This window comes from Agromyces binzhouensis, assembly GCF_042672355.1.
GTDB lineage: Bacteria > Actinomycetota > Actinomycetes > Actinomycetales > Microbacteriaceae > Agromyces > Agromyces binzhouensis.
This window is the reverse complement of sequence record NZ_JBHXVJ010000009.1, coordinates 93,507-116,150: the sequence shown is the minus strand read 5'-3', so window position 1 is coordinate 116,150 and position 22,644 is coordinate 93,507. Positions and strand designations below refer to the sequence as shown.

Sequence of the window (22,644 nt, the reverse complement as noted above, 5' to 3'; positions counted from 1 at the left end):
CGCCGTTAGGATCGGGCCCATGTCGGACGACGCGGTGAGGCGGGCACAGGAGGCGGCGGACGCCGCGGCGGCAGCGGCGGCGGCGCTGCAGGAGCAGGCCGCGGAGGCGATCCGCAAGGCGGAGGAGGCGGCCGCGCTCGCGAGGGCGGCCGCCGAGGCGGCGACGGATGCCACGACGGCCGCGTCGGGGGCGGGGACCCCGTCTGCACCGGCGGCATCCGCCCCGACCGCGCACGAGGGCCCGCTCGACGCCGGCGAGGTCGACCGCATCCGCGCCGGGTACGCCTTCGAGGGCCCGGCGCTCGAGATGGGTGCGCTCGTGAACGGCGAGGCGATGCCCGACGTGCCCGTTCGCATCCCGCTCGCGATGACCAACCGGCACGGGCTCGTCGCCGGCGCGACCGGGACCGGGAAGACCCGCACCCTCCAGCTCCTCGCGGAGCAGCTCGCGGCGGCCGGCGTCGCCGTGTTCGCGGCCGACATCAAGGGCGACCTCTCGGGGGTCGCGACGCCCGGCACGAGCAGCGAGAAGCTCCTGAAGCGCACCGACGGCATCGGGCAGGCGTGGGAGGCGGCCGGCTTCCCGACCGAGTTCTTCTCGCTCGGGGGCGTCGGTCGCGGCGTGCCGATCCGCGCGACCGTCTCCGGCTTCGGGCCCCTGCTGCTCGGCAAGGTGCTCGGGCTCAACGAGACGCAGGAGTCGAGCCTTGGGCTCGTCTTCCACTACGCGAACCGGAACGGGCTCGCCCTCCTCGACCTCGACGACCTGCGCGCGGTGCTCGCCTACCTCGTGAGCGACGAGGGCAAGGGCGAGCTCGACGGGCTCGGCGGGCTCTCGAAGGCGACGGTCGGCGTCATCCTGCGGGAGCTCATCACGTTCGCCGACCAGGGCGCCGACGTGTTCTTCGGCGAGCCCGAGATCGACACGGCCGAGTTCCTGCGCATCGCCGCCGACGGCCGAGGGGTCATCAGCCTCCTCGAGGTGCCGGGCGTGGCCGACAAGCCGGCCCTCTACTCGACCTTCCTCATGTGGCTGCTCGCCGACCTCTACGGGGGCCTGCCCGAGGTCGGCGACCTCGACCGGCCCAAGCTCGTGTTCTTCTTCGACGAGGCGCACCTGCTCTTCCGCGACGCCTCGAAGGAGTTCCTCGCGCAGGTCGTGCAGACCGTGCGGCTCATCCGTTCGAAGGGCGTCGGCGTCTTCTTCGTCACGCAGACCCCGAAGGACGTGCCGGGCGACGTGCTCGCCCAACTCGGATCGCGCGTGCAGCACCAGCTGCGCGCCTTCACGCCCGACGATGCGAAGGCGTTGCGCGCGACCGTCTCGACGTACCCGAACTCGGGCTACGACCTCGAGGAGACGCTCACGATGCTCGGCACCGGCGAGGCGATCGTCACCGTCATGAACGAGAAGGGCGCCCCGAGCCCGGTCGCCTGGACGCGCCTGCGCGCCCCGCAGGCGTCGATGGCGCCGAGCGAGGATGCCGCGATCGAGGCCGCCGTCGCGGCATCCCCCCTCACCGCGAAGTACGGCACCGCGATCGACCGCGAGTCGGCGCACGAACTCCTGACCAAGCGCATGGCGGATGCCGCGGCCGCGGCCGACGCGGCCGAAGCCGCCGAGGCGCAGGCGAAGGCCGATGCCGAGTACGCGAAGATGCAGGCGAAGATCGAGGCCGACCGCCAGAAGGCCGAGAAGAAGGCGCAGGCCGAGTACGACCGGCTCATGAAGCAGACCTCGTCGCGGGCGCGTTCGCGGACCGGGCAGCGATCGGCGCTCGAGGAGGTGCTCGGCTCGAAGAGCACGCAGAAGGTGATCACGCAGGTGCTGACGGGTCTCTTCGGCATGGCGAAGCGCAAGTGAACCGGTCCGGAACGGGAGGGGAGCCGGTCATCCGTCGCTATCGTGCCGCCGATCGCGCCGCCGTCGCCGAGGTGTGCCTGAGGACGGCCGCCGCGGGCGGCGACGCGACGGGCCTCTACTCGGACGACTCCCTCATGCCCGAGGTCTACGCGCTGCCCTACGTCGAGTACCAGCCCGACCTCGCGTACGTCGTCGAGCTCGACGGCCGGGTCGCCGGCTACGTGCTCGGCATCGCCGACACGCAGGACTTCATCGCGTGGTATGCCCGCGCCTGGGCGCCGGCGTTCCGTGAGCGGCATCCGGTCGACGCGCCGCCGAGCCCGCATCGACCCGCGTACACCGAGGCACAGCTGGTCGCCGACGGCGGTGACGCCGAGCGCATGCGGATCCCGGAACTCGACGCCTACCCCGCGCACCTGCACATCGACCTGCTGCCCGAGCTGCAGGGCCGTGGACTCGGCCGCCGACTGGTCGACACGCTCCGGGCGGCGCTCGCGGAGCGCGGCGTGCCCGCGCTCCACCTCGGGATCGACGCGGCGAACGTGGGTGCACGGGCGTTCTACGAGCGCCTCGGGTTCCACGAGCTGCCGTCCAGTCGGCCCGACGCACCGCGCTTCGGCATCGCGACCGGCTGAAGGCCGAAGCGGATCGGCGTCGGTCGCGCGGGCTCGGGTCGCGTCGGCTCGGAGATCGGCGGCTCAGGCGCGAAGGCCGCGGCCCTCGAACCAGTAGAGCAGGCAGGGGTCGGACGCCCGGAGCTCGGCCAGCGTCACCGGCTCGGTGCGCACGATCTCCTCGAGGTCGAGGACCTCGGCGATCGCATCGAGCGATCGGTCGTCCCAGAACGTGCCTCGCATGCGGAAGAGGCAGGCGCCGGTGGCGTCGACGACGAACAGCTGCCGAACGGTCTCGAGCGTGTCGCCCTGGTAGGTCTCGAGGCGGAGGACGCCGGCCATGTCGCGGCGCGCGACGCTGTGGATGCGACCGAGGAACCCGCGCTCGACGATGCCGTGCGGACTGACCACGACCTCGGTGCGCTGGTAGCCGATGTACGCGGCGACGCCGAGTGCCGCGAGGACGACGACCACCGCTGCGGTGAGGCCCACCGCGGCGCTCCCGAGCGGGGAGACGAGCCAGGCGACGGTGAGGAGCACGGGTACCAGCAGGGCGATCACCGGAAGCCCGACGGCCCTCGTCAGGGAGCGACGGGGTCTCAGGGTGAGCACCCTGAGACCCCTGCCCCCTGCCTGGCCGGTGCGGGAGTCCCCTGCGTCCCCGTATCCCGTTCTCACCGTTGCCACTGACATCGGAGTCCATGTTGCGCCGATGCGACGGCGGGCGCCATTCGGCATTAAGGGGGACTTGCGCTCGGCGCGACGGCCGTGCTCGGATCCTCGCTCAGGACACGGCCGGGAGGACCGCCTCGCAGAAGTCGTCGGTCCGACCGGTCGAACCCTTCACGACGCCGAGGAACGCCAGGAACTCGTCGTCGGACGGGTCGGCGATGTCGTCGCCGTAGTCGATCAGCAGCTCGTACCGGACCTGGCCGGGATTGCGTGCGATGGCCTTGCCCGACTCGTCGAAGACGTTGGCGCTTCCGGTTGCGAGCACGAGGATCGTCATCGTCCCGTCACCGTTGTCGGTGATCGCGAGATCCTTGTCGACCGTCTTGCTCAGCTCCGTGACCGTCCCTCCCGGACCCGTGTATGTGCCGGTGAGCTCGCTGTTGGCCAGGAAGTACGGTGCCGTCCCCGGCTTGCGCGAATTGAAGAGGATGTGGAGCTCGTTGACGAACTCGACCTCGACCGTGATTCCCGCGCCGCAGAAGTCGTCGTCGGTGAACGAGTCCTCCTCGACGACGCGGATGTTCTCGAGCGGGCGCGCCATCGCCGACGGAGCGGCGAGGACGGATGCCGCGAGCGCGGCAGCAGCGGCGGCGGCGATCATGCCGCGACGGTGGAGCTTGGAGGATGCGGACACGGATTCCCCTTCCCGAGGCGCGCGATGCACGCCGTGCGTCATCGCGCAGCGGAGTCCGGGTTGGGGGCATCATCCCGTTTCCCCAGCCGTGCGGCCACTCCCGTTCGGGGGGTATGCGACAGAACCCCCGGTCGTCGGACCGGGGGTTCGGTGGCGGAGGATGGGGGATTCGAACCCCCGAGGGCTTTCACCCAACACGCTTTCCAAGCGTGCGCCATAGGCCACTAGGCGAATCCTCCTGGGACCCCTCACGCACCCGCCAGAGCCCGGTTACCCTTGCTGCGTTTCCGCCCTGGGGGAGTTGGCCTGGATGGCGCCACGTGAGGAGCCTCGGACAGTCTACCCGAGCGAACGCGTGCGTCGAACCGCGAGGTACTCCTCGAACGCCTCGCGGCTGGTCCGCTCGGGCGAGTAGCCGAGCACGCGCTTCAGGCGCGTGTTGTCGAGGACCGGCCGGTAGCGGAGGAAGCCGACCCGTTCGGGTCCGTGCACCGTGAGTCGAAGCGCGCGTCCGACGCGCAGCGCCGCGGTGAGGAGCCTCGGCGAGACGGTCACGGTCGGCTTGCCGAGCGCGGCCGCGATCTCGGTGACGGTCACGCGACCGTCGCCGGCGACGTTGAAGGCGCCGGTGACCTCTCCGGTCGCTCCCCGCACGATGGCGCCGACGACGTCGTCGACCCACACGAACACGAACGGGCTCTCCGAGCCGGCGACCCGCAGGACGCGCTTCGCCTCCCACAGCGCCGTGATCTGGTTCGCGACCGTCGGTCCGAGGATGGTGCCGATGCGCAGCACGACCTGTCCGAGCTCGGGGTGGCGCGTGCGGTAGTCGGCGAGCATCTCCTCGACGAGTCGCTTGTGCCGGGAGTAGCTGAACTCCTGGTTGCCGCGGATCGGGTCGTCCTCGGTGAGCCACTCGGGGTTGTCGGCGTGGTAGCCGTACGCGGCGCCCGAGGACGACACCACGATCCGGCGCACGCCGTGGGCGACGGCGGCGTCGAGCACGTTGCGCGTGCCCTCCACGTCGACGAGGTACTCCACGTCCTCGCTGAGCCCGCCCGGGTTCACGATCGCGGCGAGGTGCACGATCGTGTCGATCGCGTGGCGCTCCACGACGGCGGCGACGCCCGCGGCATCCGTCACGTCGCACGCCTCGACGACCACCCCATCGGGGACGGATGCCGCGGGCGGACGCACGTCGCCCGAGACGACGAGCTCGACCTCGGGGTCCCACGCCAGGGCGCGGACCGCGTTCGAGCCGAGGAAGCCGCTGCCGCCCGTGACGAGGATGCGGCGGTTCACGACGACGCTCCCGATGCCGCCGCCGAGCCGGAGGCGGCGTCCGGCGCGTCGGGGGTGCCCGCACCGGCGTCGGCCGAGGCATCCGCCCGCTTCGTGCGCCGCGCCCAGATCGTGGCGAGCGCGAGCCCCGCGATGATGTCCCAGATGCCCCACCAGCCCGCGACGATCGCCATGCCGCCGATCCCTCCGAAGAACGAGAACACGAGGCCGAGGCCGAGGCCGGCGTTGCGGATGCCGACCTCGAACGTGATCGCCTTGCGGTCGCGCACGCCGAGGCCGCCGATGCGCGCGCTCGCGTAGCCGAGCCCGAGCGCGATCGCGTCGTGGAGGAACACGGCGAGGAGGACCACGCCGATGTAGGCCATGAAGATCGCCCAGTTGCCCACGAGCGCGGCGACGATGAAGCCGACGAGCGCGAGCAGGCTGATCCAGCGCGCGTACGGCTGCACCCGGGCCGCGAAGCGCGGCCACACGGCGCGGATGACGAAGCCGACGATGAACGGCAGGCCGATGATGAGGAAGATGTCGAGGAGCATCTGCCAGCCGTCGAGGCTCACGGCGCGCACGAGTTCCGACGCCTTCGGGTGGATGCTGCCCCAGAAGGCGATGCTGAGCGGCAGCACGAAGATGTAGGCGACGTTCGCGACCGCGGTCATCGACACCGAGAGGGCGACGTTGCCGCGGGCGCGGTAGGTGAGCACCTGCGAGATGTTCCCGGGCGGGCATGCGGCGACGAGCAGCATGCCGAGCGCGACGGAGGCCTGGACGTCGAGCAGGAGCGTGAGCCCGAACGTGACGGCCGGGAGGAGCACGATCTGCGCGAGCAGCGCGATGACCATCGCCTTCGGGGCGCGCGCCACCGCACGGAAGTCCGACGGCGAGGTGTCGAGCGCGATGCCGAACATGATGAATCCGAGCACGATGTTCAGGGCGATCATCGAGCCCGGCGCGAAGTTGAGGACGACGTCGTCGATGTTCATGCGCGGGTGCCCGCCTTCGGCGAACGGCGCTCGACCTCGTGCACGGAACCCGAGGCCGAGGCCGAGGCCGCGGGCGCGACGGATGCCGCGGGCGTCGGCAGCGTCCGGAGCATCCGCTTCACGGTCCTCCGGTACGCGTCCTTGTTCACGTAGTACGACATGCGATCGAGGCCGAGGTAGCGGTACCCGCCCGTGAGGTCGGGCCAGGGCTTCGCGGCGGCGTCGCGGAAGCGGGACGCGGCATCCGGCTCGGCGCGCGCGGCGGCGAGGTACGCGGCGATGAGCTCGGCCTGCTCGTAGCGGCCCTGCCAGCCGATGCCCGAGGCCTCGATCATGCCGAGCACGAACAGGCCGTTGAAGCTCGGCGGGAAGACGTTGAGGTAGAGCTCGGGCGCCGCCGACGTCCAGTTGAGGTGGGCGCGCTCGACGAACGGGTAGTCCAGCTTGTAGCCGGTCGCGAGGACCACGAGGTCGTAGTCCGCGGCGCTGCCGTCGGCGAAGCGCACCGCCCGGCCGTCGAACCGGTCGACGTCGCCGACCACGCGCAGGTCGCCCTGCCCGAGGTGGTTCAGGATCAGCGTGTTCACGATCGGGTGCGACTCGTAGATGCGGTAGTCGGGCTTCGGGAAGCCGAATCGCACGGGGTCGCCGGTGAACGCCTTCAGCACGCGGGTGTCGACGAACTGCTTGATGCGCGCGGGCAGCGGCCGGCCCTGGTTGAGCGTGTCGCTCGGGCGCCCGAACAGGTAGCGGGGCACGAAGTAGTAGCCGCGACGCACCGACAGGTCGACGGATGCCGCGTGGTGCACGGCGTCGACCGCGATGTCGCAGCCGGAGTTGCCGGCGCCGATGATGAGCACGCGCCTGCCCTCGAACACCTTGGGCGACTTGTACGCGCTCGTGTGCATCAGCTCGCCCGCGAACTCGCCGCGGAAGTCCGGGACGTTCGGCTCGGCGAGCGTGCCGTTGGCGAGGACCACGGCCGGGTGCTCGGTCGTGGTCGTCGTGCCGTCCGGACCTTCGGCGGTCACGCGCCATCCGCTCGCCCCGGTCGCATCGCCGTCGACCGGCTCGACCGCGGTGACCCTGGTGTCGAACCGGAAGTGCTCGCGCAGGGCGTACGCGTCGGCGTACTGGCGGAAATAGCGGTGCAGTTCGCGATGGCCCGGGTAGTCCGCGGTCGAGTCCATCGGGAACTCGGCGAACTCGGTCGTGGTCCGCGACGAGATCAGGTGCGCGGACTCGTACATCGTCGAGCGCGGGTTGTCGATGTTCCAGAGGCCGCCCACGTCTGGGCCGGCCTCGAAGCCGATGAAGGGGATGCCGGCGCGGCTGAGCGCGCGGGCACCGGCGAGACCGGATGGGCCCGCTCCGATGAGGGCGATGGGGTTCACTGGTGGTTCCTGTGCGTGGGCGTCGTCGTCGGGGTGGACGCCGGGTCGGGTCCGAACAGCATAGGCGAACGGTGCTCGGGTTCCGGAACCGGCCCTGGATCGCCTGCGTGCCCGGCAGCCGCCTCGATAGGCTTTCGGGGTGGCGCACAGCATCTACATCTGCTCCGCCGAGGGGAACACCGGGAAGTCGACGGTGGCGCTCGGGACGTTGGACACGCTGAGCCGGCGAGCGACCCGCGTGGGCGTCTTCCGCCCGATCGCGCGCTCCACCGAGGAGCGCGACTACGTGCTCGAGCTGCTGCTCGCGCACGACGGCGTCATCGAGCTCGGCTACGACGACGCGATCGGCGTCACCTACGAGGACGTGCACGGCGATCCCGACGCCGCGCTCGCCACGATCGTCCGGCGGTTCAAGGCCATCGAGGCGCGGTGCGACGTCGTCGTCGTGATCGGGTCCGACTACACGGATGTCGGCAGCCCGACCGAGCTGGCGTTCAACGCGCGCATCGCCGCGAACCTCGGTGCGCCGGTGCTCCTCGTCGTCGGGGGCCGCGTGACGCAGGGGCGGGGCGCGAGCGAGCGGCTCGGCTACACCGATGCCAGGACGCCCGACGAGCTCGCCCAGATCACGGAGCTCGCGGTGGAGGAACTCGAGCGCGAACACGCCTCGCTCCTCGGCGTGGTCGCGAACCGGGCCGACCCGGACCGACTCGACACGATCGTCGACGCCGTGCGGGCCGCGTCGGGCGCGGCCGGCGGGCACGACGCATCCGTCTCGGTGTGGGCCATCCCCGAGGACCAGTACCTCGTCGCGCCCTCGATGCGCTCGGTCATGCGGGCGGTCGGCGGAGAGCTCTACGCCGGCGATCCCGAGCTGCTCGAGCGCGAGGCGCTCGGCGTGGTGGTCGCCGCGATGTCGATGGAGAACGTGCTCGCCTGGCTCACCGAGGCCGCCGTCGTCGTGGTGCCGGGCGACCGGAGCGAGGTGCTGCTCGGCGTGCTCACGGCGCACGCCTCGGCGACGTTCCCGTCGATCGCGGGCATCGTCCTGAACGGCGGATTCCCCGTCTCCGAGACCGTCGAGCGCCTGATCGAGGGCCTGAAGTCGGGCCTGCCGATCATCCGCACCGAGCTCAGCAGCTACGACACCGCGCTCGCGATCACGCAGACCCGCGGCAAGCTCGCCGCCGAGTCGCAGCGCAAGCGCGACACCGCGCTCGCCCTCTTCGAGAAGCACGTCGACGGCGTCGAGCTGCTCGATCGGCTCGACGTGGCCCGCACCGACGTCGTCACGCCGCTCATGTTCGAGTACGGGCTGCTCGCCCGCGCGCGCGACGCGCGCAAGCACATCGTGCTGCCCGAGGGTTACGACGACCGCATCCTCCGCGCGGCGGCGACGCTCCTCTCGCGCGACGTCGCCGACCTCACGATCCTCGGCGAGGAGATCGAGGTCCGCTCGCGTGCGATCGGCCTCGGCCTCGACATCTCGCGGGCCACCGTGCTCTCGAACCACGACCACGTGCTGGTGTACCGGTTCGCCGACGAGTACCAGCGGCGCCGTGCGCACAAGGGCGTCACGCTCGAGCAGGCGCGCGACACCGTGCAGGACGTCTCGTACTTCGGCACGATGATGGTCGAGCTCGGCCTCGCCGACGGCATGGTCTCCGGGGCGATGCACACGACGGCGCACACCATCCGCCCGGCCTTCGAGATCATCAAGACCAAGCCGGGCGTGCAGGTCGTCTCGAGCGTGTTCCTGATGGCGCTCGCCGACCGCGTGCTCGTCTACGGCGACTGCGCGGTCGTGCCCGACCCGACCGCCGAGCAGTTGGCCGACATCGCGATCTCGTCGGCGCAGACGGCGGAGCAGTTCGGCATCGAGCCGCGCGTGGCGATGCTGTCGTACTCGACGGGCGAGTCGGGTTCCGGGGCCGACGTCGACAAGGTGCGGCGTGCGACCGCGCTCGTGCGCGAACGCGCGCCCGAGCTCCCGGTCGAGGGGCCGATCCAGTACGACGCGGCCGCCGACGCCGCGGTGGCCCGCACGAAGCTGCCGGGCTCGTCGGTCGCCGGGCGCGCGACGGTGTTCGTCTTCCCCGACCTGAACACGGGCAACAACACGTACAAGGCCGTGCAGCGCTCGGCCGGCGCCGTCGCGATCGGGCCGGTGCTGCAGGGCCTCAGGAAGCCCGTGAACGACCTCTCGCGCGGCGCACTCGTGCAGGACATCGTGAACACGGTCGCGATCACGGCGATCCAGGCGGCGTCGTGAGCGGGGCGGATGGCGCGGGCACGGCCGACGTCCCCGGCGCGGGTCGCGTCGTCCTCGTCGTCAATTCCGGGTCGTCGTCGCTGAAGTACCAGCTCGTCGACGTCTCGGCGGGCGGGCCGCTCGCGTCGGGCCTCGTCGAACGCATCGGCGCGGGCGACGGTCGTGCCACGCACACCGACGCGGCGGGCGGCGCCTTCCGCGAGGAGGTGTCGGTCGCCGACCACCACGCGGCCTTCGCGTGGATGCTTCAGGCCTTCGCCGAGCACGGCCCGTCGCTCGAGGAGCATGCACCGGTCGCGGTCGGGCACCGCGTTGTGCAGGGCGGCGCGCGCTTCTTCGAGCCGACCGTGATCACCGAGCTCGTGAGGATCAACATCGACGAGCTCTCGGTGCTCGCGCCGCTGCACAACCCGGCGAACCTCGCCGGCATCGTCGCGGCCGAGCGCGCGTTCCCGTCGGTGCCGCACGTCGCGGTCTTCGACACCGCGTTCCACCAGACGATGCCGCCCGAGGCGTACCTCTACGCGCTCGACCGCGACCTGGCCGAGCGGCACCGCATCCGCCGGTACGGCTTCCACGGCACGTCGCACCGGTACGTCTCGCGTGCCGCGGCGGCGTTCCTGGGTCGGCCCGTCGAGGAACTGAAGCTCATCGTGCTGCACCTCGGCAACGGCGCCTCGGCGTGCGCGGTCGACGGCGGGCGCTCGGTCGAGACGAGCATGGGCATGACGCCGCTCGAGGGGCTCGCGATGGGCACGCGCTCCGGCGACCTCGACCCGGCGGTCGTGCTGCACCTGCAGCGTCGCGCGGGGCTCGGGGTCGACGAGGTCGACGACCTGCTCAACAAGCGGAGCGGCATGCTCGGCCTCGGCGGCCACGGCGACATGCGCGACCTGACCGAGGCGGCGACGTCGGGCGACGAGCGGGCGCGTGTCGCGCTCGAGGTCTACGCGCATCGGATCCGGTCGTACGTGGGTGCGTACGCGGCGCAGCTCGGCCGCGTCGACGCGATCGTCTTCACCGCCGGCGTGGGCGAGAACTCGGCCGACGTGCGCGCGATGGCGCTCTCGGGGCTCGAGGGGTTCGGTGTCGAGGTCGACGCCGCGCGCAACGCCGAGCGTTCGGGGGAGGCACGGCGCATCTCGCCGGATGCGTCCCGGACCGCGGTGCTCGTCGTGCCGACGAACGAGGAGCTCGAGATCGCCCGGCAGACGGTCGAGGTCGTCGCGGGCTGACGCCGAAGGCGACAGGGCCGCACGTCCTGGCATCCGCACGACGAATTACACAAGAACTCTTGTACAAGGGCTCTTGTGAATCTAGGCTGATCCCATGACCGACCCCGGACGCCCGCCTGCAGACTCGAGCGTGCACCTGCACGACCCAGGCCCCATGCGCGCGATGGCGCACCCCACGCGGCTGCGCCTCATCGGCATCCTGCGCATGGACGGGCCCGCGACCGTCGGCATGCTCGCCGAGCAGACGGGGGAGTCCGCCGGCTCCGTGAGCTACCACGTGTCGACCCTCGCGAAGCACGGCTTCGTCGAGGAGGCGCCCGAGCTCGCCCGCGACCGCCGCGAGCGCTGGTGGCGCGCCGCGCACGAGATGACGAGCTGGGACACCGTCGAGTTCCTCGACGATCCGGCGCGGCACGCGGCATCCGAGGCCCTGCGCCGCACCGTGCTCGAGAGCTACCACCGCGAACTGCTCGCCGTACTCGACGCCGAGGCGCAGCTCGAGCCCGAGTGGATCGCACCGTCGGACTCGTCGGACGGGGCCGCGCACCTCACGCTCGAGGAGTTCCGGGAGCTCTCCGCCGACCTCGCCGCGGTTCGCGACAAGTGGTGGGCGCGCGGGCGCGAGCCGGCCGAGGGCACGCGGCTCGTGCGGTGGATGACCCACGTGTTCCCGAGGTCCGGCGCGTGAGCGCGTCATCCGCCCCGCTCGACCCGGTCGACCGCGCGCCGCGCCGCCGACTGCCGCTCGTCGCGCTCTTCGCCGCCCAGCTCTTCTCGCTCGGCGGCAACGCGATCGCGATCGTCGCGGTGCCGCTCATCGTCCTGCAGCAGACCGGATCGCCGCTCGCCGCCGGCGTCGCGGGCATCTTCGCGACCGTGCCGCTCGTGATCGGCGGCGCCCTGGGCGGCGTGCTCGTCGATCGCTTCGGATACCGTGCGTCGAGCATCGCGGCGGATGTCGCGAGCGGCGTCACCGTGCTCGCGATTCCGCTCTTCGACGCGGCGGGCCTGCTCTCCTTCGGGCTGCTCCTCGCGCTCGTGTTCCTCGGGGGCCTCCTCGACCCGCCCGGCGACACCGCGAAGACCGTGCTCATGCCCGAGCTCGCGGCGCTCGCGCACACGCCGCTCGCCCGCGCCGCGGGCGCCCAGTCGGCCGTGCAGCGCACCGCGACCATGGTGGGCGCCGGCACCGCCGGAGCGCTCGTCGCGCTGGCGGGCCCGATGACCGCACTGCTGGCGGATGCCGCCGGCTTCGCCGTGTCGGCGATCCTCATCGCGCTGCTCGTGCCCTCGCGCACGCGCCTGGCGGCCGCCGTGCCGGACGCCGTCCAGGAGCGCGGGGCTGCGGAGTCGGGCCACGCGAGCGCGGCGGAGAGCGCGGCCGGTTTCGTCGCCGGTATCCGCTTCATCGCGAAGACGCCGCTCGCGCTCGCCGTGGTGCTGCTCGTGACCCTCACGAACGCCATCGACGCGGCCGGCATGACCGTGTTGAAGCCCGTGTACGCCTCGCAGGTGCTCGGCGATCCCGCCTCGCTCGGGTTCATGATCGGCTGCTTCGCCGCCGGCGCGCTGACGGGTTCGGCCGTGTTCGGGCTCATCGGCCATCGCGCCTCGGGGCGCGTCATGTTCGCCGCGTGCTTCATGCTCGCGGGTGCGCCGCCGTACGCGGCGATGGCGCTCGGCGTGCCGGTCGAGGTGCTGTTCGTCGTGCTCGCACTGTCCGGCCTCGCGGCCGGGGCGCTCAACCCGATGATCTCGACGGCCCTGTTCGGCGTCGTGCCCGACGGCATGCGCGCCCGGGTGTTCGGCGCGATCACCTCGGGGGTCGCGGCGTCGATGCCGATCGGAGCATTCGCGGCCGGTGCCGCGGTCGACGCGTTCGGGTTCGTGCCGGTCGTGGCGGGTGCGGCCGTGCTCTACGCGGTGCTCGGCGCGAGCCCGCTCGTGCTGCGTGCGTTCGACGGGTTGTCGAGCGCACGGGGCGGGGGCTCAGTGTCGGAGGCGGGCGACGAGGCATCCGTCGCAGACCTCGGCGCCGTCGTCGAGTCGCCGCGTTGAGCTCGCGTCAGCGGATGAGGCGCGCGCAGTCGATGCAGAGCGTCGCGGTCGGCCGCGCCTCGAGCCGTGCGACCGTGATCTTGTTGCCGCACCGCTCGCAGACGCCGTAGGTGCCTTCGTCTATGCGTGCGAGCGCGTGGTCGATGTCGGCGAGCTCGTGCTCGACGTCGTGCAGCACCGCCGTGCGCTGCGACCACTCCTGGCTCATGGTCGGGCCGTCGGGGTCGTGCTCGTCGTCGACCGACGTGTCGGATCTCGCCTCGCGGACCGCCGTGATCCCCTCGCTCTGCTCGGCGAGGCGCTCCTCGGCCTCGCGCCGTTCCGCGAGCAGGAGCTCTCGGAACCGCTCGAGCTGCTCGGCTGTGCGGACCCCCGTCGTCACGTGACCACCTCCGTCGTCGTGCACCGGGGCGGTGGGATGGCGTGTCCGCTCCGATGCGGTCCACCGATCCTATGCCAGCCCGCCGACCTCGCGGCCGGGTCGAACGGCCCGGCGGCGTGCCGCGACCGGCCTGCGTGCCGCTCGGGTCGACGTCGTCGGCGGCGAGGCGGGGCTGTCGGGGGCCGCGACTACCATTGACCCGTGGTCACCGCCCTCTATCGCCGCTACCGGCCCGAGACCTTCGCCGAGATGATCGGCCAGTCGCAGGTCACCGAGCCGCTCATGACGGCGCTCCGTACCGACCGGGTGAACCACGCGTACCTCTTCTCCGGCCCTCGCGGCTGCGGCAAGACGACCTCGGCGCGCATCCTGGCGCGCTGCCTGAACTGCGCCGAGGGGCCGACCGACACGCCGTGCGGCGTGTGCCCGAGCTGCGTCGAGCTCTCGCGAGCGGGCGGCGGCTCGCTCGACGTCGTCGAGATCGACGCGGCGAGCCACAACGGCGTCGACGACGCCCGCGACCTGCGTGAGCGCGCGGTGTTCGCGCCGGCCCGCGACCGGTACAAGATCTTCATCCTCGACGAGGCGCACATGGTGACGCCGCAGGGCTTCAACGCGCTGCTGAAGCTCGTGGAGGAGCCGCCCGAGCACGTGAAGTTCATCTTCGCGACGACCGAGCCCGACAAGGTGCTCGGCACCATCCGCTCGCGCACGCACCACTACCCGTTCCGGCTCGTTCCGCCGGCCCCCATGCTCGACTACGTGCAGAAGCTCTGCGACGAAGAGGGCGTGCAGGTCGAGCCCGGGGTGCTCTCGCTCGTCGTGCGGGCCGGCGGCGGCTCGCCGAGAGACACGCTGTCGCTGCTCGACCAGCTGATCGCCGGGTCCGAGGGGACGACGGTCGGGTACGAGCGCGCCGTCGCCCTGCTCGGCTACACGCACGGCGCCCTCCTCGACGACGTCGTCGAGGCGATCGGGGCCGCCGACGCCGCGCGCGCGTTCGCCGCCGCCGATCGCGTCATGCAGACCGGCCAAGACCCGCGCCGGTTCGTGGAGGACCTGCTCGAACGCCTCCGCGACCTCATCGTGGTGGCCGCGACGACCCCCGAGGCTGCGGCCGCCGTGCTGCGCGGCGTGCCGGCCGACGAGCTCGCGCGCATGGCGACCCAGGCGTCCGTGTTCGGTGCCGCCGAGCTCTCGCGCGTGGCCGACCTCGTCAACCAGACCCTCACCGAGATGACCGGTGCGACCTCGCCTCGCCTCCACCTCGAGCTCATGCTCGCGCGCGTCCTCGTCCCGTCGAGCGACGAGACCGAGCGTGGCGCGCTCGCGCGCGTCGAGCGGCTCGAACGCCGCGTCGGGGTGACGGATGCCTCCGGCGCAGCGCCCGCGCCGGCGGCGACCGCGGCTCCGGCCCCGGCTCCCGCGCCTGCGGCTGCACCGGCCGCGAAGCCCGCTGCCGCCGCGAAGCCCGCCGGCGCCGAGAAGCCGGCTCCCGCCGAGAAGCCGGCTCCCGCCGAGGCGCCCGCGGAACGGGTCGCCCCCACGTCGCCGCCGAAGTGGGAGACGCCCGCGGCCGAGACCGAGGCGACGGTTCCGGCTGCGCCCGCTGAGGTCCCGGTTCCGGCGAAGCCCGCACGCCCGGTCGGGCCGGTGACCGTCGAGCAGATGCGCGACGCCTGGCCCGAGGTGCTCTCGAGCCTCCAGCGCACGAAGCGCAGCGCGTGGATGGTCGCGTTCACGGCCCAGGTCCTCGAGTACCGCGACGACGACGTGCTCGTCCTCGGCTTCCCGAGCGAGTCCGACATGGGCAGCTTCCGATCCGGCCCTCCCGGCCAGAGCGTCGGAGACCTCCTGCGCGGTGCCATCGCCGAGGTCCTCGGCGTGCGGGTCAAGTTCCTCGCACGCGTCGTCTCCGCCGGCGGGGGAGCGGATCGCGGCGCGGCGGCACCCGCGCCCGCCGCGCCCCAGGCGCCCGACGGCGGCCGAGGCTCGACGACGGCGGCGTCCGCTCCGTCAGGGTCCGCCGGGGCTTCGGCCGGGAGGTCGGGTTCGGCGCACGGCACGCCCTCACCGGCGTCCGAGCCGGTGGGTTCGAACGGCCCTGCCGCATCGAGCACGACCCCGCCGGGTCGGGGCGGCTCGAGCGCCCCGGTCGACTCGTGGGCGACCGTCGCGATCCCGGCGTCCGACCCGACCGCGTCGGAGACCGCGAATGCGGCCGCAGGGTCGACGGCCCCCGCGTCCCGGTCGGGCGCCCGCACGGCCGTCGCCGAGCGGCCCGCCCCGCCCGCGCAGGCGACCGAGACCCCCGTCGCGGACGATGACGCGCCGCCGCCGCTCGACGACGCCGACGCGCCCCCGCTCGACCCCGAGCCCGACTTCGCACCCGGTCCCGAGCCGTCCTCGCCCGGCGCCCCGACCGCGGCAGCACCCGCGCGCGACGACGCGCGCCGACCGGCTTCGCGCTCCGCACGGGGACCGGCCGGCGGCACGGCACCGCAGATCCAGCGATACGGCGAGGCCGTCGTCCGCGACCTGCTCGGCGCGACCTTCCTCGAAGAGGTCGAAGCGCCGCAGGCCCGATTCGGGGAGCGGGGGTAGCGCGTGTACGAGGGCATCGTCCAGGAGCTCATCGACGAACTCGGCCGCCTCCCGGGCATCGGGCCGAAGTCGGCGCAGCGCATCGCGTTCCACATCGTCCAGACCGAGCAGTTCGACGTCTCGCGCCTCGCCGAGATCCTCGTCGAGGTGCGCGACAAGGTGAAGTTCTGCGAGATCTGCGGCAACGTCGCCGAGCAGGCGACGTGCTCGATCTGCCGCGACCCGCGGCGCGACCCGAGCCTCATCTGCGTCGTCGAAGAGGCGAAGGACGTGGTGGCGATCGAACGCACCCGCGAATTCCGGGGTCTCTACCACGTGCTCGGCGGCGCGATCAGCCCGATCGACGGCATCGGCCCGGACGAACTGCGCATCCGCCAGCTCATGCAGCGCCTCGCCGACGGCACGGTCTCCGAGGTCATCATCGCGACCGACCCCAACCTCGAGGGCGAGGCGACCGCGACCTACCTCAGCCGCCTGCTCACGACCCTCGAGATCCGCGTCACGCGCCTCGCCTCCGGCCTGCCCGTCGGCGGCGACCTCGAGTACGCCGACGAGGTCACCCTCGGCCGCGCGTTCGAGGGTCGCCGCGTCGTCGGCTGACGCAGGAAACGCCGGCCCGCGCCATCCGTTGACGCACGCGCAGCGCACCAGTAGAACGGACCCCATGAGCGCAGGGACCGACTGGGTCGCCGGATACGTCCGGGCATGGGAATCGAACGACGCCGACGACATCGCGGCCCTCTTCACGGACGACGCGGTGTACGAGTTCAGCCCCGACGACCCCGACGCGCTCCGCGGCCGCGAGGCGATCGTCGCCGGATGGCTCGACTCGCGCGACGAGCCCGGCGACTGGCACTTCGACTGGGAGGTGCTCACCGAGACCGGCGACCTCGTCGTCGTGCAGGGCCGCACCGACTACCCGGCCGCGAAGCTCTACGACAACCTCTGGGTGATCCGCCTCGCGTCCGACGGCCGGGCCGCTCGCTTCACCGAGTGGTACATGGAGCGCGACCGCTAGGCGACGTCACATGGCCGGGCGCGTATGCGCGCCGCCGTATGATGGTCCTTCCGGCGCCGGGTGAGCATTTCCCCGGCCCAGACACCCCCGGGAGCGCCCACGTGAGCTTGATCGTGCAGAAATACGGCGGTTCGTCCGTCGCCGATGCGGAGAGCATCAAGCGGGTCGCCAAGCGCATCGTCGAGACCCGCAAGGCCGGCAACGACGTCGTGGTCGCGGTCTCCGCGATGGGCGACACGACCGACGAGCTGATGGACCTCGCCGACGAGGTCACGCCGATCCAGGCGCCCCGCGAGCTCGACATGCTGCTCAGCTCGGGCGAGCGCATCTCGATGGCGCTCCTCGCCATGGCGATCAAGGCGCTCGGCCACGACGCCCGCTCGTTCACGGGCAGCCAGGCCGGCATGATCACCGACTCCACGCACGGCGCCGCGCGCATCGTCGACGTCACGCCCGTGCGCCTGCGCGAGGCGCTCGACGAGGGCGCGGTCGTCATCGTCGCCGGCTTCCAGGGCTTCAGCCGCGAATCGCGCGACATCACCACGCTCGGCCGCGGCGGCAGCGACACGACCGCGGTGGCGCTCGCCGCGGCGCTCGACGCCGACGTGTGCGAGATCTACACCGACGTCGACGGCGTGTTCACGTCCGACCCGCGCGTGGTCAAGCGGGCGCACAAGCTCGACCGGATCACCAGCGAGGAGATGCTCGAGCTCGCCGGCTCGGGCGCGAAGGTGCTGCACATCCGCGCCGTCGAGTACGCGCGACGCCACGGCGTCACGCTGCACGTGCGGTCGTCGTTCAACAACAGCGAGGGGACGATCGTCTACGACCCCGAGCGTCTTCCCGAAGGAGAAGCTGTGGAAGAGTCCGTCATCGCCGGCGTCGCGGTCGACCTGTCGCAGGTCAAGATCACGGTCGTCGGCGTCCCCGACGTGCCGGGCGCCGCGGCCAAGATCTTCAAGATCGTCGCCGGCACCAACGCCAACGTCGACATGATCGTGCAGAACGTCTCGGCGGCCGCGACCGGCCGGACCGACATCTCGTTCACGGTGCCGAAGTCCGACGGCGAGAAGGCCGTGCAGGCGCTCTCGGCCGCGCAGGAGACGCTCGGCTTCCAGTCGCTGCAGTACGACGACCAGATCGGCAAGCTCTCGCTCGTCGGCGCCGCGATGCGCTCGGCCGCAGGCATCTCGGCGCGGCTGTTCGAAGCGCTCTACGAGGCGGGCATCAACATCGAGATGATCTCGACCAGCGAGATCCGCATCTCGGTCGTCACCCGGGCCGACAGCGTCAACGCCGCCGCCCGTGCGGTGCACACCGCGTTCGACCTCGACGGCGACGACGACGCGGTCGTCTACGCCGGCACCGGGCGCTGAACCGCCGAACCGAGCGGATGCCTCGTCGCGACGCACCACGCGGCATCCGTCGACCGACTGCCGGAATATCGGCAGATCCCTGCCATTGCCGGACGATCGGCCGGCTCGGGTCCCGCACGTCGCGGAACCTCCTGAATACTTGATGGATGCCACGAGAGGAAGCACCATGGCACACGGAGTGAACATCGGCGTCGTCGGCGCCACCGGACAGGTCGGCGCGGTCGTGCGCCGGCTGCTCGAGGAGCGCGACTTCCCGGTCGCCGGCATCCGCTACTTCGCCTCGGCGCGGTCGGCGGGCTCGACCCTGCCGTGGAAGGGCGAGGAGATCGTCATCGAGGACGCCTCGACGGCGGACCCGACCGGTCTCGACATCGCGATCTTCTCCGCGGGCGCCACGCTCTCCAAGGCCCAGGCACCGCGCTTCGCGGCGGCGGGCGTCACCGTCATCGACAACTCCAGCGGCTGGCGCATGGACCCCGAGGTCCCGCTCGTCGTGAGCGAGGTGAACCCGCACGCCATCGACGAGGCGAAGAAGGGCATCATCGCGAACCCGAACTGCACCACCATGGCCGCCATGCCGGTGCTCAAGGTGCTGCACGACGAGGCCGGCCTCGAGCGACTGATGGTCTCGACCTACCAGGCCGTCTCGGGTGCGGGCCTGGCCGGCGGCGAGGAGCTCCTCGAGCAGGCGCGCGCCGCGGTCGCACAGGACGCGATCGGCCTCGTGCACGACGGCACCGCGGTGACGATGCCCGATCCGGTGAAGTTCCCGCGGCCCATCGCGTTCGACGTGATCCCGCTCGCGGGCTCGATCGTCGACGACGGCGACCTCGAGACCGACGAGGAGAAGAAGCTCCGCAACGAGAGCCGCAAGATCCTGGAGCTGCCGGGCCTGCGCGTCGCGGGCACGTGCGTGCGCGTGCCGGTCTTCACGGGGCACTCGCTCTCGATCCACGCCGAGTTCGCCAACGCGATCACGCCCGAGCGCGCGACCGAGCTGCTGGCGGATGCCCCGGGCGTCGCGCTCAGCGACATCCCCACGCCGCTGCAGGCCGCGGGCACCGACCCGAGCTACGTCGGCCGCATCCGCCAGGACCAGTCGGCGCCCGAGGGCAAGGGCCTCGTGCTCTTCGTCTCGAACGACAACCTGCGCAAGGGCGCGGCGCTGAACGCGGTGCAGATCGCGGAACTCGTCGCGGCGAAGCTGCCGGCGTCGGTCTGATCCACCTCACGGGACCCGGTCGTCGTCGAGGCGGCCGGGTCTCGTGCTGTCCGGGCGTGTGCGCTCGGCCGCGTGCGGGCGAGTTCAGCCCCCGAGATCGAGCCGCGCCGCGACGTCCTGGTGGGCGAGGCGGCGCAGCGCGAGGATGACCGGCTCGTACAGCGCGGTGCCGAGCACCGTGTACTCGATGGCGGCGCGCGGCTCCGCCGGCATCCGTCCGACGTCGTAGGCCGCGAGCTCGCGCAGCGAGCGCCCGTAGGCGAGCAGGCGCTCGGGGCTGATCGGGAGCCCCGCGTCCTCGGCGGCGGCCAACGCGGTCTCGAGCTGCGCGACCGCGGGGAACCTCGGGTCGAACACCTGGCCCAGTGCCTCGAGCGCCGCGCGGGCCCGGGGGTACGGGTCGGGGTCGCCGGCCGGCGCCGGCGCGGTGGCCGGAGGGAGCGCGCCGACCGCCCGGCCGAGCGAGGCGTAGAGGTCGTCGCCGGGGTCGTCGACGAGGGTGAGGATGGTCCGCGCCTGCTGCACGCTGAGCCCGACCGGCCCGGTGAGCGCCCGGATCAGCCGCAGCCGGCGCACGTGCGAGTCGTCGTACGTCGCCTGCGTCGCCGAGGTCGCGACGCCGGGGTGCAGCAGCCCCTCGCGCAGGTAGAACTTGATGGTCGCGACGGCGACGCCCGAGGCGTCGGCGAGTCCCGAGATGCGCATACCCGCTCCTTGCATTGGATAGCATGACTCTCTAATATTGGAGAGTCACGCTATCCAATCATGACTTCGAACCCCGGAGGGCCGCGCCATGCCGTCGCCGATCGACACCATCCTCATCGGAGCGCTCCTGCTCGCACTCGTCACGGTCGAGAGCGGCGGATGGTTCCTCACCCGCGTCTCGCGCGGCCTCGCGCCCGCCAACCCGCTGCAGCAGTCGTTCTTCCGCGCCGGGCACGCGCACGCGGGCGTGCTCATCGTGCTCTCGGTCGCGATCCTCGCCGTGCTGCCGGCGGCCGCGCTCGAGGGCGGATGGCTCTGGATCGCCCGACTCGGCGTGCCGATCGCCGCGATCCTCATGCCGGCCGGCTTCTTCCTGTCGGTGCTCGGGCGCGATCCCGAGAAGCCGGGCCGCGCCATCCTGCTGCTCTGGCTGGGCGCGCTCTCGCTCACGATCGGTCTCGCCACGGCCGGCGTCGGGCTGCTCGCAGGCGGCATCCAGGCCCTCTGACCTCGCACCCGGGCTGGTCAGGGCGTACATCCGCGGCAGACTGGCTGGTCATCGCGTCCATCCGCGCGCCCATACACTGGAACGCGTGAATTCCGAGGAAAGCGTCGACGTCGTCCTGATCGGCGGGGGCATCATGAGCGCCACGCTCGGCTCCCTGATCTCGAGGCTGCAGCCCGACTGGAGCATCCGCCTCTACGAGCGCCTCGGTCGCGTCGCCCAGGAGTCCTCGAACCCGTGGAACAACGCGGGCACCGGTCACGCCGCGCTCTGCGAGCTGAACTACATGCCCGAAGCGGCCGACGGCAGCGTGAGCGCCGCGAAGGCCGTGTCGATCAACGAGCAGTTCCAGGTCAGCCGCCAGTACTGGGCGCACCTCGTCGAGTCGGGCGCGCTCTCCGAGCCGAACAGCTTCATCAACTCCACGCCGCACATGACCTTCGTGCGCGGCAAGTCCAACATCGAGTACCTGAAGAAGCGCGTCGACGCGCTCGAGGGCGAGCCGCTGTTCGCCGGCATGGAGTACTCGGAGGACCTCGACACGATCGCCCAGTGGGCGCCCCTCCTGGCCAAGAAGCGCAACCCGAAGGCGAAGATCGCCGCGACCCGCATCGAGTCGGGCACCGACGTCGACTACGGCGCGCTCACGGTCCAGATGCTCCGCGACATCGAGTCGCGCGGGGCCGAGATCCGCACCGACCACCAGGTCACGTGGCTGAAGCGCCAGAAGGACGGCACCTGGAAGCTGCGCATCCGGAACCTCGTCGGCAACACCCCCGAGACCGTGCGCGCGCGATTCGTCTTCGTCGGCGCGGGCGGCGGGGCGCTGTCGCTCCTGCAGCACTCCGGCATTCCCGAGATCAAGGGCTACGGCGGCTTCCCGATCTCCGGTCAGTTCCTGCGCACCACGAACCCCAAGGTCGTCGGACAGCACCAGGCGAAGGTCTACGGCAAGGCCGCGGTCGGCGCCCCGCCGATGTCGGTGCCGCACCTCGACACGCGCGTCGTCGACGGCGAGACCTCGCTGCTCTTCGGGCCGTACGCGGGCTTCACCCCGAAGTTCCTGAAGACGAGCACCTGGTTCGACCTGCCCTTCTCGATCCGCCTGCACAACATCATCCCGATGCTGCAGGTGGGCCTGCGCAACTTCGACCTCGTGCGCTATCTCGTCTCCGAGCTGCTCGCCTCGCGCGAGGCGAAGATGAAGGCGCTGCGCGAGTTCATGCCGACGGCGAAGTCGGAGGACTGGGAGCTCATCACGGCCGGGCAGCGCGTCCAGGTCATGAAGAAGGACCCGGAGAAGGGCGGCGTGCTGCAGTTCGGCACCGAGGTGATCTCCGGGGCGGACGGCTCGATCGCCGGCCTCCTCGGTGCCTCGCCGGGCGCGTCCACCGCCGTCCCGATCATGCTCGAGGTCATGCAGAAGTGCTTCCCCGAGCGCATGGCCGAATGGGAGCCGAAGATCCGCGAGATGATCCCGTCGTACGGCACGACCCTCTCCGACGACCCGGAGGTCGCGGCTGCCTCGCTCGCGCGGACCGCGGCCGCGCTCGATATCAGCGCCTGAACCCGAGGGGCGGATGCCGCGGCATCCGCTCTTCACAGGCGTCTCGCCGTCTGCTACTCTCAACGGCGCTATGAAGTGAGTACATCCCACCGTCCCGCGCCCGAGGCGCCGTCGACACCGGGGTGTGCGCTCCTGCACTGATCGCGACCGTGTTCGCGCTCGCCTCGACGACGGCACACG

At 72.0% G+C, this 22,644-nt stretch carries 20 protein-coding genes, 1 tRNA gene and 1 other RNA gene; 13 read left to right on the top strand and 9 right to left on the bottom strand.

The annotated features are described in order from the left end of the window. Positions 1–19 precede the first annotated feature (19 nt). Positions 20–1,864 (top strand): helicase HerA-like domain-containing protein, encoded by a 1,845-nt coding sequence (locus ACFVHK_RS15615; RefSeq protein WP_376929627.1) that lies wholly within the window; start codon positions 20–22, stop codon positions 1,862–1,864. Further along, the gene (locus ACFVHK_RS15610; RefSeq protein ID WP_376929626.1) at positions 1,861–2,499 is read left to right on the top strand and encodes a GNAT family N-acetyltransferase; all 639 of its coding nucleotides are present in this window, start codon (positions 1,861–1,863) and stop codon (positions 2,497–2,499) included. The genes ACFVHK_RS15615 and ACFVHK_RS15610 overlap by 4 nt, the downstream gene beginning before the upstream one ends. Positions 2,500–2,562: 63 nt before the next feature. Here the strand turns inward: ACFVHK_RS15610 and ACFVHK_RS15605 are convergent, their stop codons facing one another. The 7 genes from ACFVHK_RS15605 to ACFVHK_RS15575 form a co-directional block, all read right to left on the bottom strand. After that, positions 2,563–3,090 (bottom strand): hypothetical protein, encoded by a 528-nt coding sequence (locus ACFVHK_RS15605; protein WP_129235081.1) that lies wholly within the window; start codon positions 3,088–3,090, stop codon positions 2,563–2,565. A gap of 172 nt (positions 3,091–3,262) precedes the next feature. Continuing rightward, the gene (locus ACFVHK_RS15600) at positions 3,263–3,844 is read right to left on the bottom strand and encodes a hypothetical protein (protein ID WP_376929625.1); all 582 of its coding nucleotides are present in this window, start codon (positions 3,842–3,844) and stop codon (positions 3,263–3,265) included. Between the two features lie 151 nt (positions 3,845–3,995). Then, a tRNA-Ser gene (locus ACFVHK_RS15595) sits at positions 3,996–4,083 on the bottom strand. Continuing rightward, positions 4,081–4,177: signal recognition particle sRNA small type (gene ffs, locus ACFVHK_RS15590), an RNA gene on the bottom strand. Before ffs ends, ACFVHK_RS15595 begins: the two co-directional genes overlap by 3 nt. Positions 4,178–4,183: 6 nt before the next feature. Beyond that, positions 4,184–5,146: an NAD-dependent epimerase/dehydratase family protein gene (locus ACFVHK_RS15585; RefSeq protein WP_129235077.1), complete on the bottom strand. Its 963-nt coding sequence runs from the start codon at positions 5,144–5,146 to the stop codon at positions 4,184–4,186. Then, a complete protein-coding gene (locus ACFVHK_RS15580; RefSeq protein WP_376929624.1) occupies positions 5,143–6,126 on the bottom strand; it encodes a bile acid:sodium symporter family protein in 984 nt (327 codons plus the stop codon). Before ACFVHK_RS15580 ends, ACFVHK_RS15585 begins: the two co-directional genes overlap by 4 nt. Beyond that, positions 6,123–7,520, bottom strand: coding sequence for a flavin-containing monooxygenase (locus ACFVHK_RS15575; RefSeq protein ID WP_376929623.1), 1,398 nt, complete (start codon positions 7,518–7,520; stop codon positions 6,123–6,125). The genes ACFVHK_RS15580 and ACFVHK_RS15575 overlap by 4 nt, the downstream gene beginning before the upstream one ends. Before the next feature lie 139 nt (positions 7,521–7,659). On the opposite strand from ACFVHK_RS15575, the gene pta reads away from it, so the two are divergent. The 4 genes from pta to ACFVHK_RS15555 all read left to right on the top strand — a co-directional run bounded on the left by pta (position 7,660) and on the right by ACFVHK_RS15555 (position 13,085). Continuing rightward, positions 7,660–9,792 carry a phosphate acetyltransferase gene (gene pta / locus ACFVHK_RS15570; protein WP_376929622.1) on the top strand — a complete coding sequence of 711 codons (2,133 nt, stop codon included), beginning with the start codon at positions 7,660–7,662 and terminating at the stop codon, positions 9,790–9,792. Continuing rightward, complete coding sequence (locus tag ACFVHK_RS15565; RefSeq protein WP_376929621.1) at positions 9,789–11,027, top strand: acetate/propionate family kinase; 1,239 nt, start codon at positions 9,789–9,791, stop codon at positions 11,025–11,027. Before pta ends, ACFVHK_RS15565 begins: the two co-directional genes overlap by 4 nt. A gap of 94 nt (positions 11,028–11,121) precedes the next feature. After that, positions 11,122–11,715 (top strand): ArsR/SmtB family transcription factor, encoded by a 594-nt coding sequence (locus ACFVHK_RS15560; RefSeq protein WP_129234556.1) that lies wholly within the window; start codon positions 11,122–11,124, stop codon positions 11,713–11,715. After that, positions 11,712–13,085: an MFS transporter gene (locus ACFVHK_RS15555; RefSeq protein ID WP_376929620.1), complete on the top strand. Its 1,374-nt coding sequence runs from the start codon at positions 11,712–11,714 to the stop codon at positions 13,083–13,085. The genes ACFVHK_RS15560 and ACFVHK_RS15555 overlap by 4 nt, the downstream gene beginning before the upstream one ends. A gap of 7 nt (positions 13,086–13,092) precedes the next feature. On the opposite strand, the gene ACFVHK_RS15550 is transcribed toward ACFVHK_RS15555, so the two are convergent. Further along, on the bottom strand, positions 13,093–13,467 hold the full coding sequence (locus ACFVHK_RS15550) for a TraR/DksA family transcriptional regulator (protein WP_129235747.1): 375 nt from the start codon (positions 13,465–13,467) through the stop codon (positions 13,093–13,095). A 201-nt stretch (positions 13,468–13,668) separates the two neighbouring features. Here ACFVHK_RS15550 and ACFVHK_RS15545 point away from each other — a divergent pair, with 201 nt between their 5' ends. The 5 genes from ACFVHK_RS15545 to ACFVHK_RS15525 all read left to right on the top strand — a co-directional run bounded on the left by ACFVHK_RS15545 (position 13,669) and on the right by ACFVHK_RS15525 (position 19,687). Next, positions 13,669–16,071 carry a DNA polymerase III subunit gamma and tau gene (locus tag ACFVHK_RS15545; protein ID WP_376929619.1) on the top strand — a complete coding sequence of 801 codons (2,403 nt, stop codon included), beginning with the start codon at positions 13,669–13,671 and terminating at the stop codon, positions 16,069–16,071. Between the two features lie 3 nt (positions 16,072–16,074). Next, complete coding sequence (gene recR, locus ACFVHK_RS15540; RefSeq protein WP_129235321.1) at positions 16,075–16,671, top strand: recombination mediator RecR; 597 nt, start codon at positions 16,075–16,077, stop codon at positions 16,669–16,671. A gap of 64 nt (positions 16,672–16,735) precedes the next feature. Continuing rightward, entirely contained in the window at positions 16,736–17,089 is a 354-nt protein-coding gene (locus tag ACFVHK_RS15535; RefSeq protein ID WP_376929618.1) for a nuclear transport factor 2 family protein, read from the top strand. A gap of 101 nt (positions 17,090–17,190) precedes the next feature. Continuing rightward, complete coding sequence (locus ACFVHK_RS15530) at positions 17,191–18,465, top strand: aspartate kinase (protein ID WP_129235323.1); 1,275 nt, start codon at positions 17,191–17,193, stop codon at positions 18,463–18,465. Between the two features lie 166 nt (positions 18,466–18,631). Beyond that, entirely contained in the window at positions 18,632–19,687 is a 1,056-nt protein-coding gene (locus ACFVHK_RS15525; protein ID WP_129235324.1) for an aspartate-semialdehyde dehydrogenase, read from the top strand. 84 nt (positions 19,688–19,771) lie between these two features. Here the strand turns inward: ACFVHK_RS15525 and ACFVHK_RS15520 are convergent, their stop codons facing one another. Then, entirely contained in the window at positions 19,772–20,392 is a 621-nt protein-coding gene (locus ACFVHK_RS15520) for a MerR family transcriptional regulator (protein WP_376929617.1), read from the bottom strand. 88 nt (positions 20,393–20,480) lie between these two features. On the opposite strand from ACFVHK_RS15520, the gene ACFVHK_RS15515 reads away from it, so the two are divergent. Both ACFVHK_RS15515 and ACFVHK_RS15510 read left to right on the top strand, forming a co-directional pair. Beyond that, complete coding sequence (locus tag ACFVHK_RS15515) at positions 20,481–20,900, top strand: hypothetical protein (protein ID WP_376929616.1); 420 nt, start codon at positions 20,481–20,483, stop codon at positions 20,898–20,900. Positions 20,901–20,985: 85 nt separating this feature from the next. Then, positions 20,986–22,464 carry a malate:quinone oxidoreductase gene (locus ACFVHK_RS15510; RefSeq protein WP_376929615.1) on the top strand — a complete coding sequence of 493 codons (1,479 nt, stop codon included), beginning with the start codon at positions 20,986–20,988 and terminating at the stop codon, positions 22,462–22,464. The last annotated feature ends 180 nt before the right edge of the window (positions 22,465–22,644 follow it).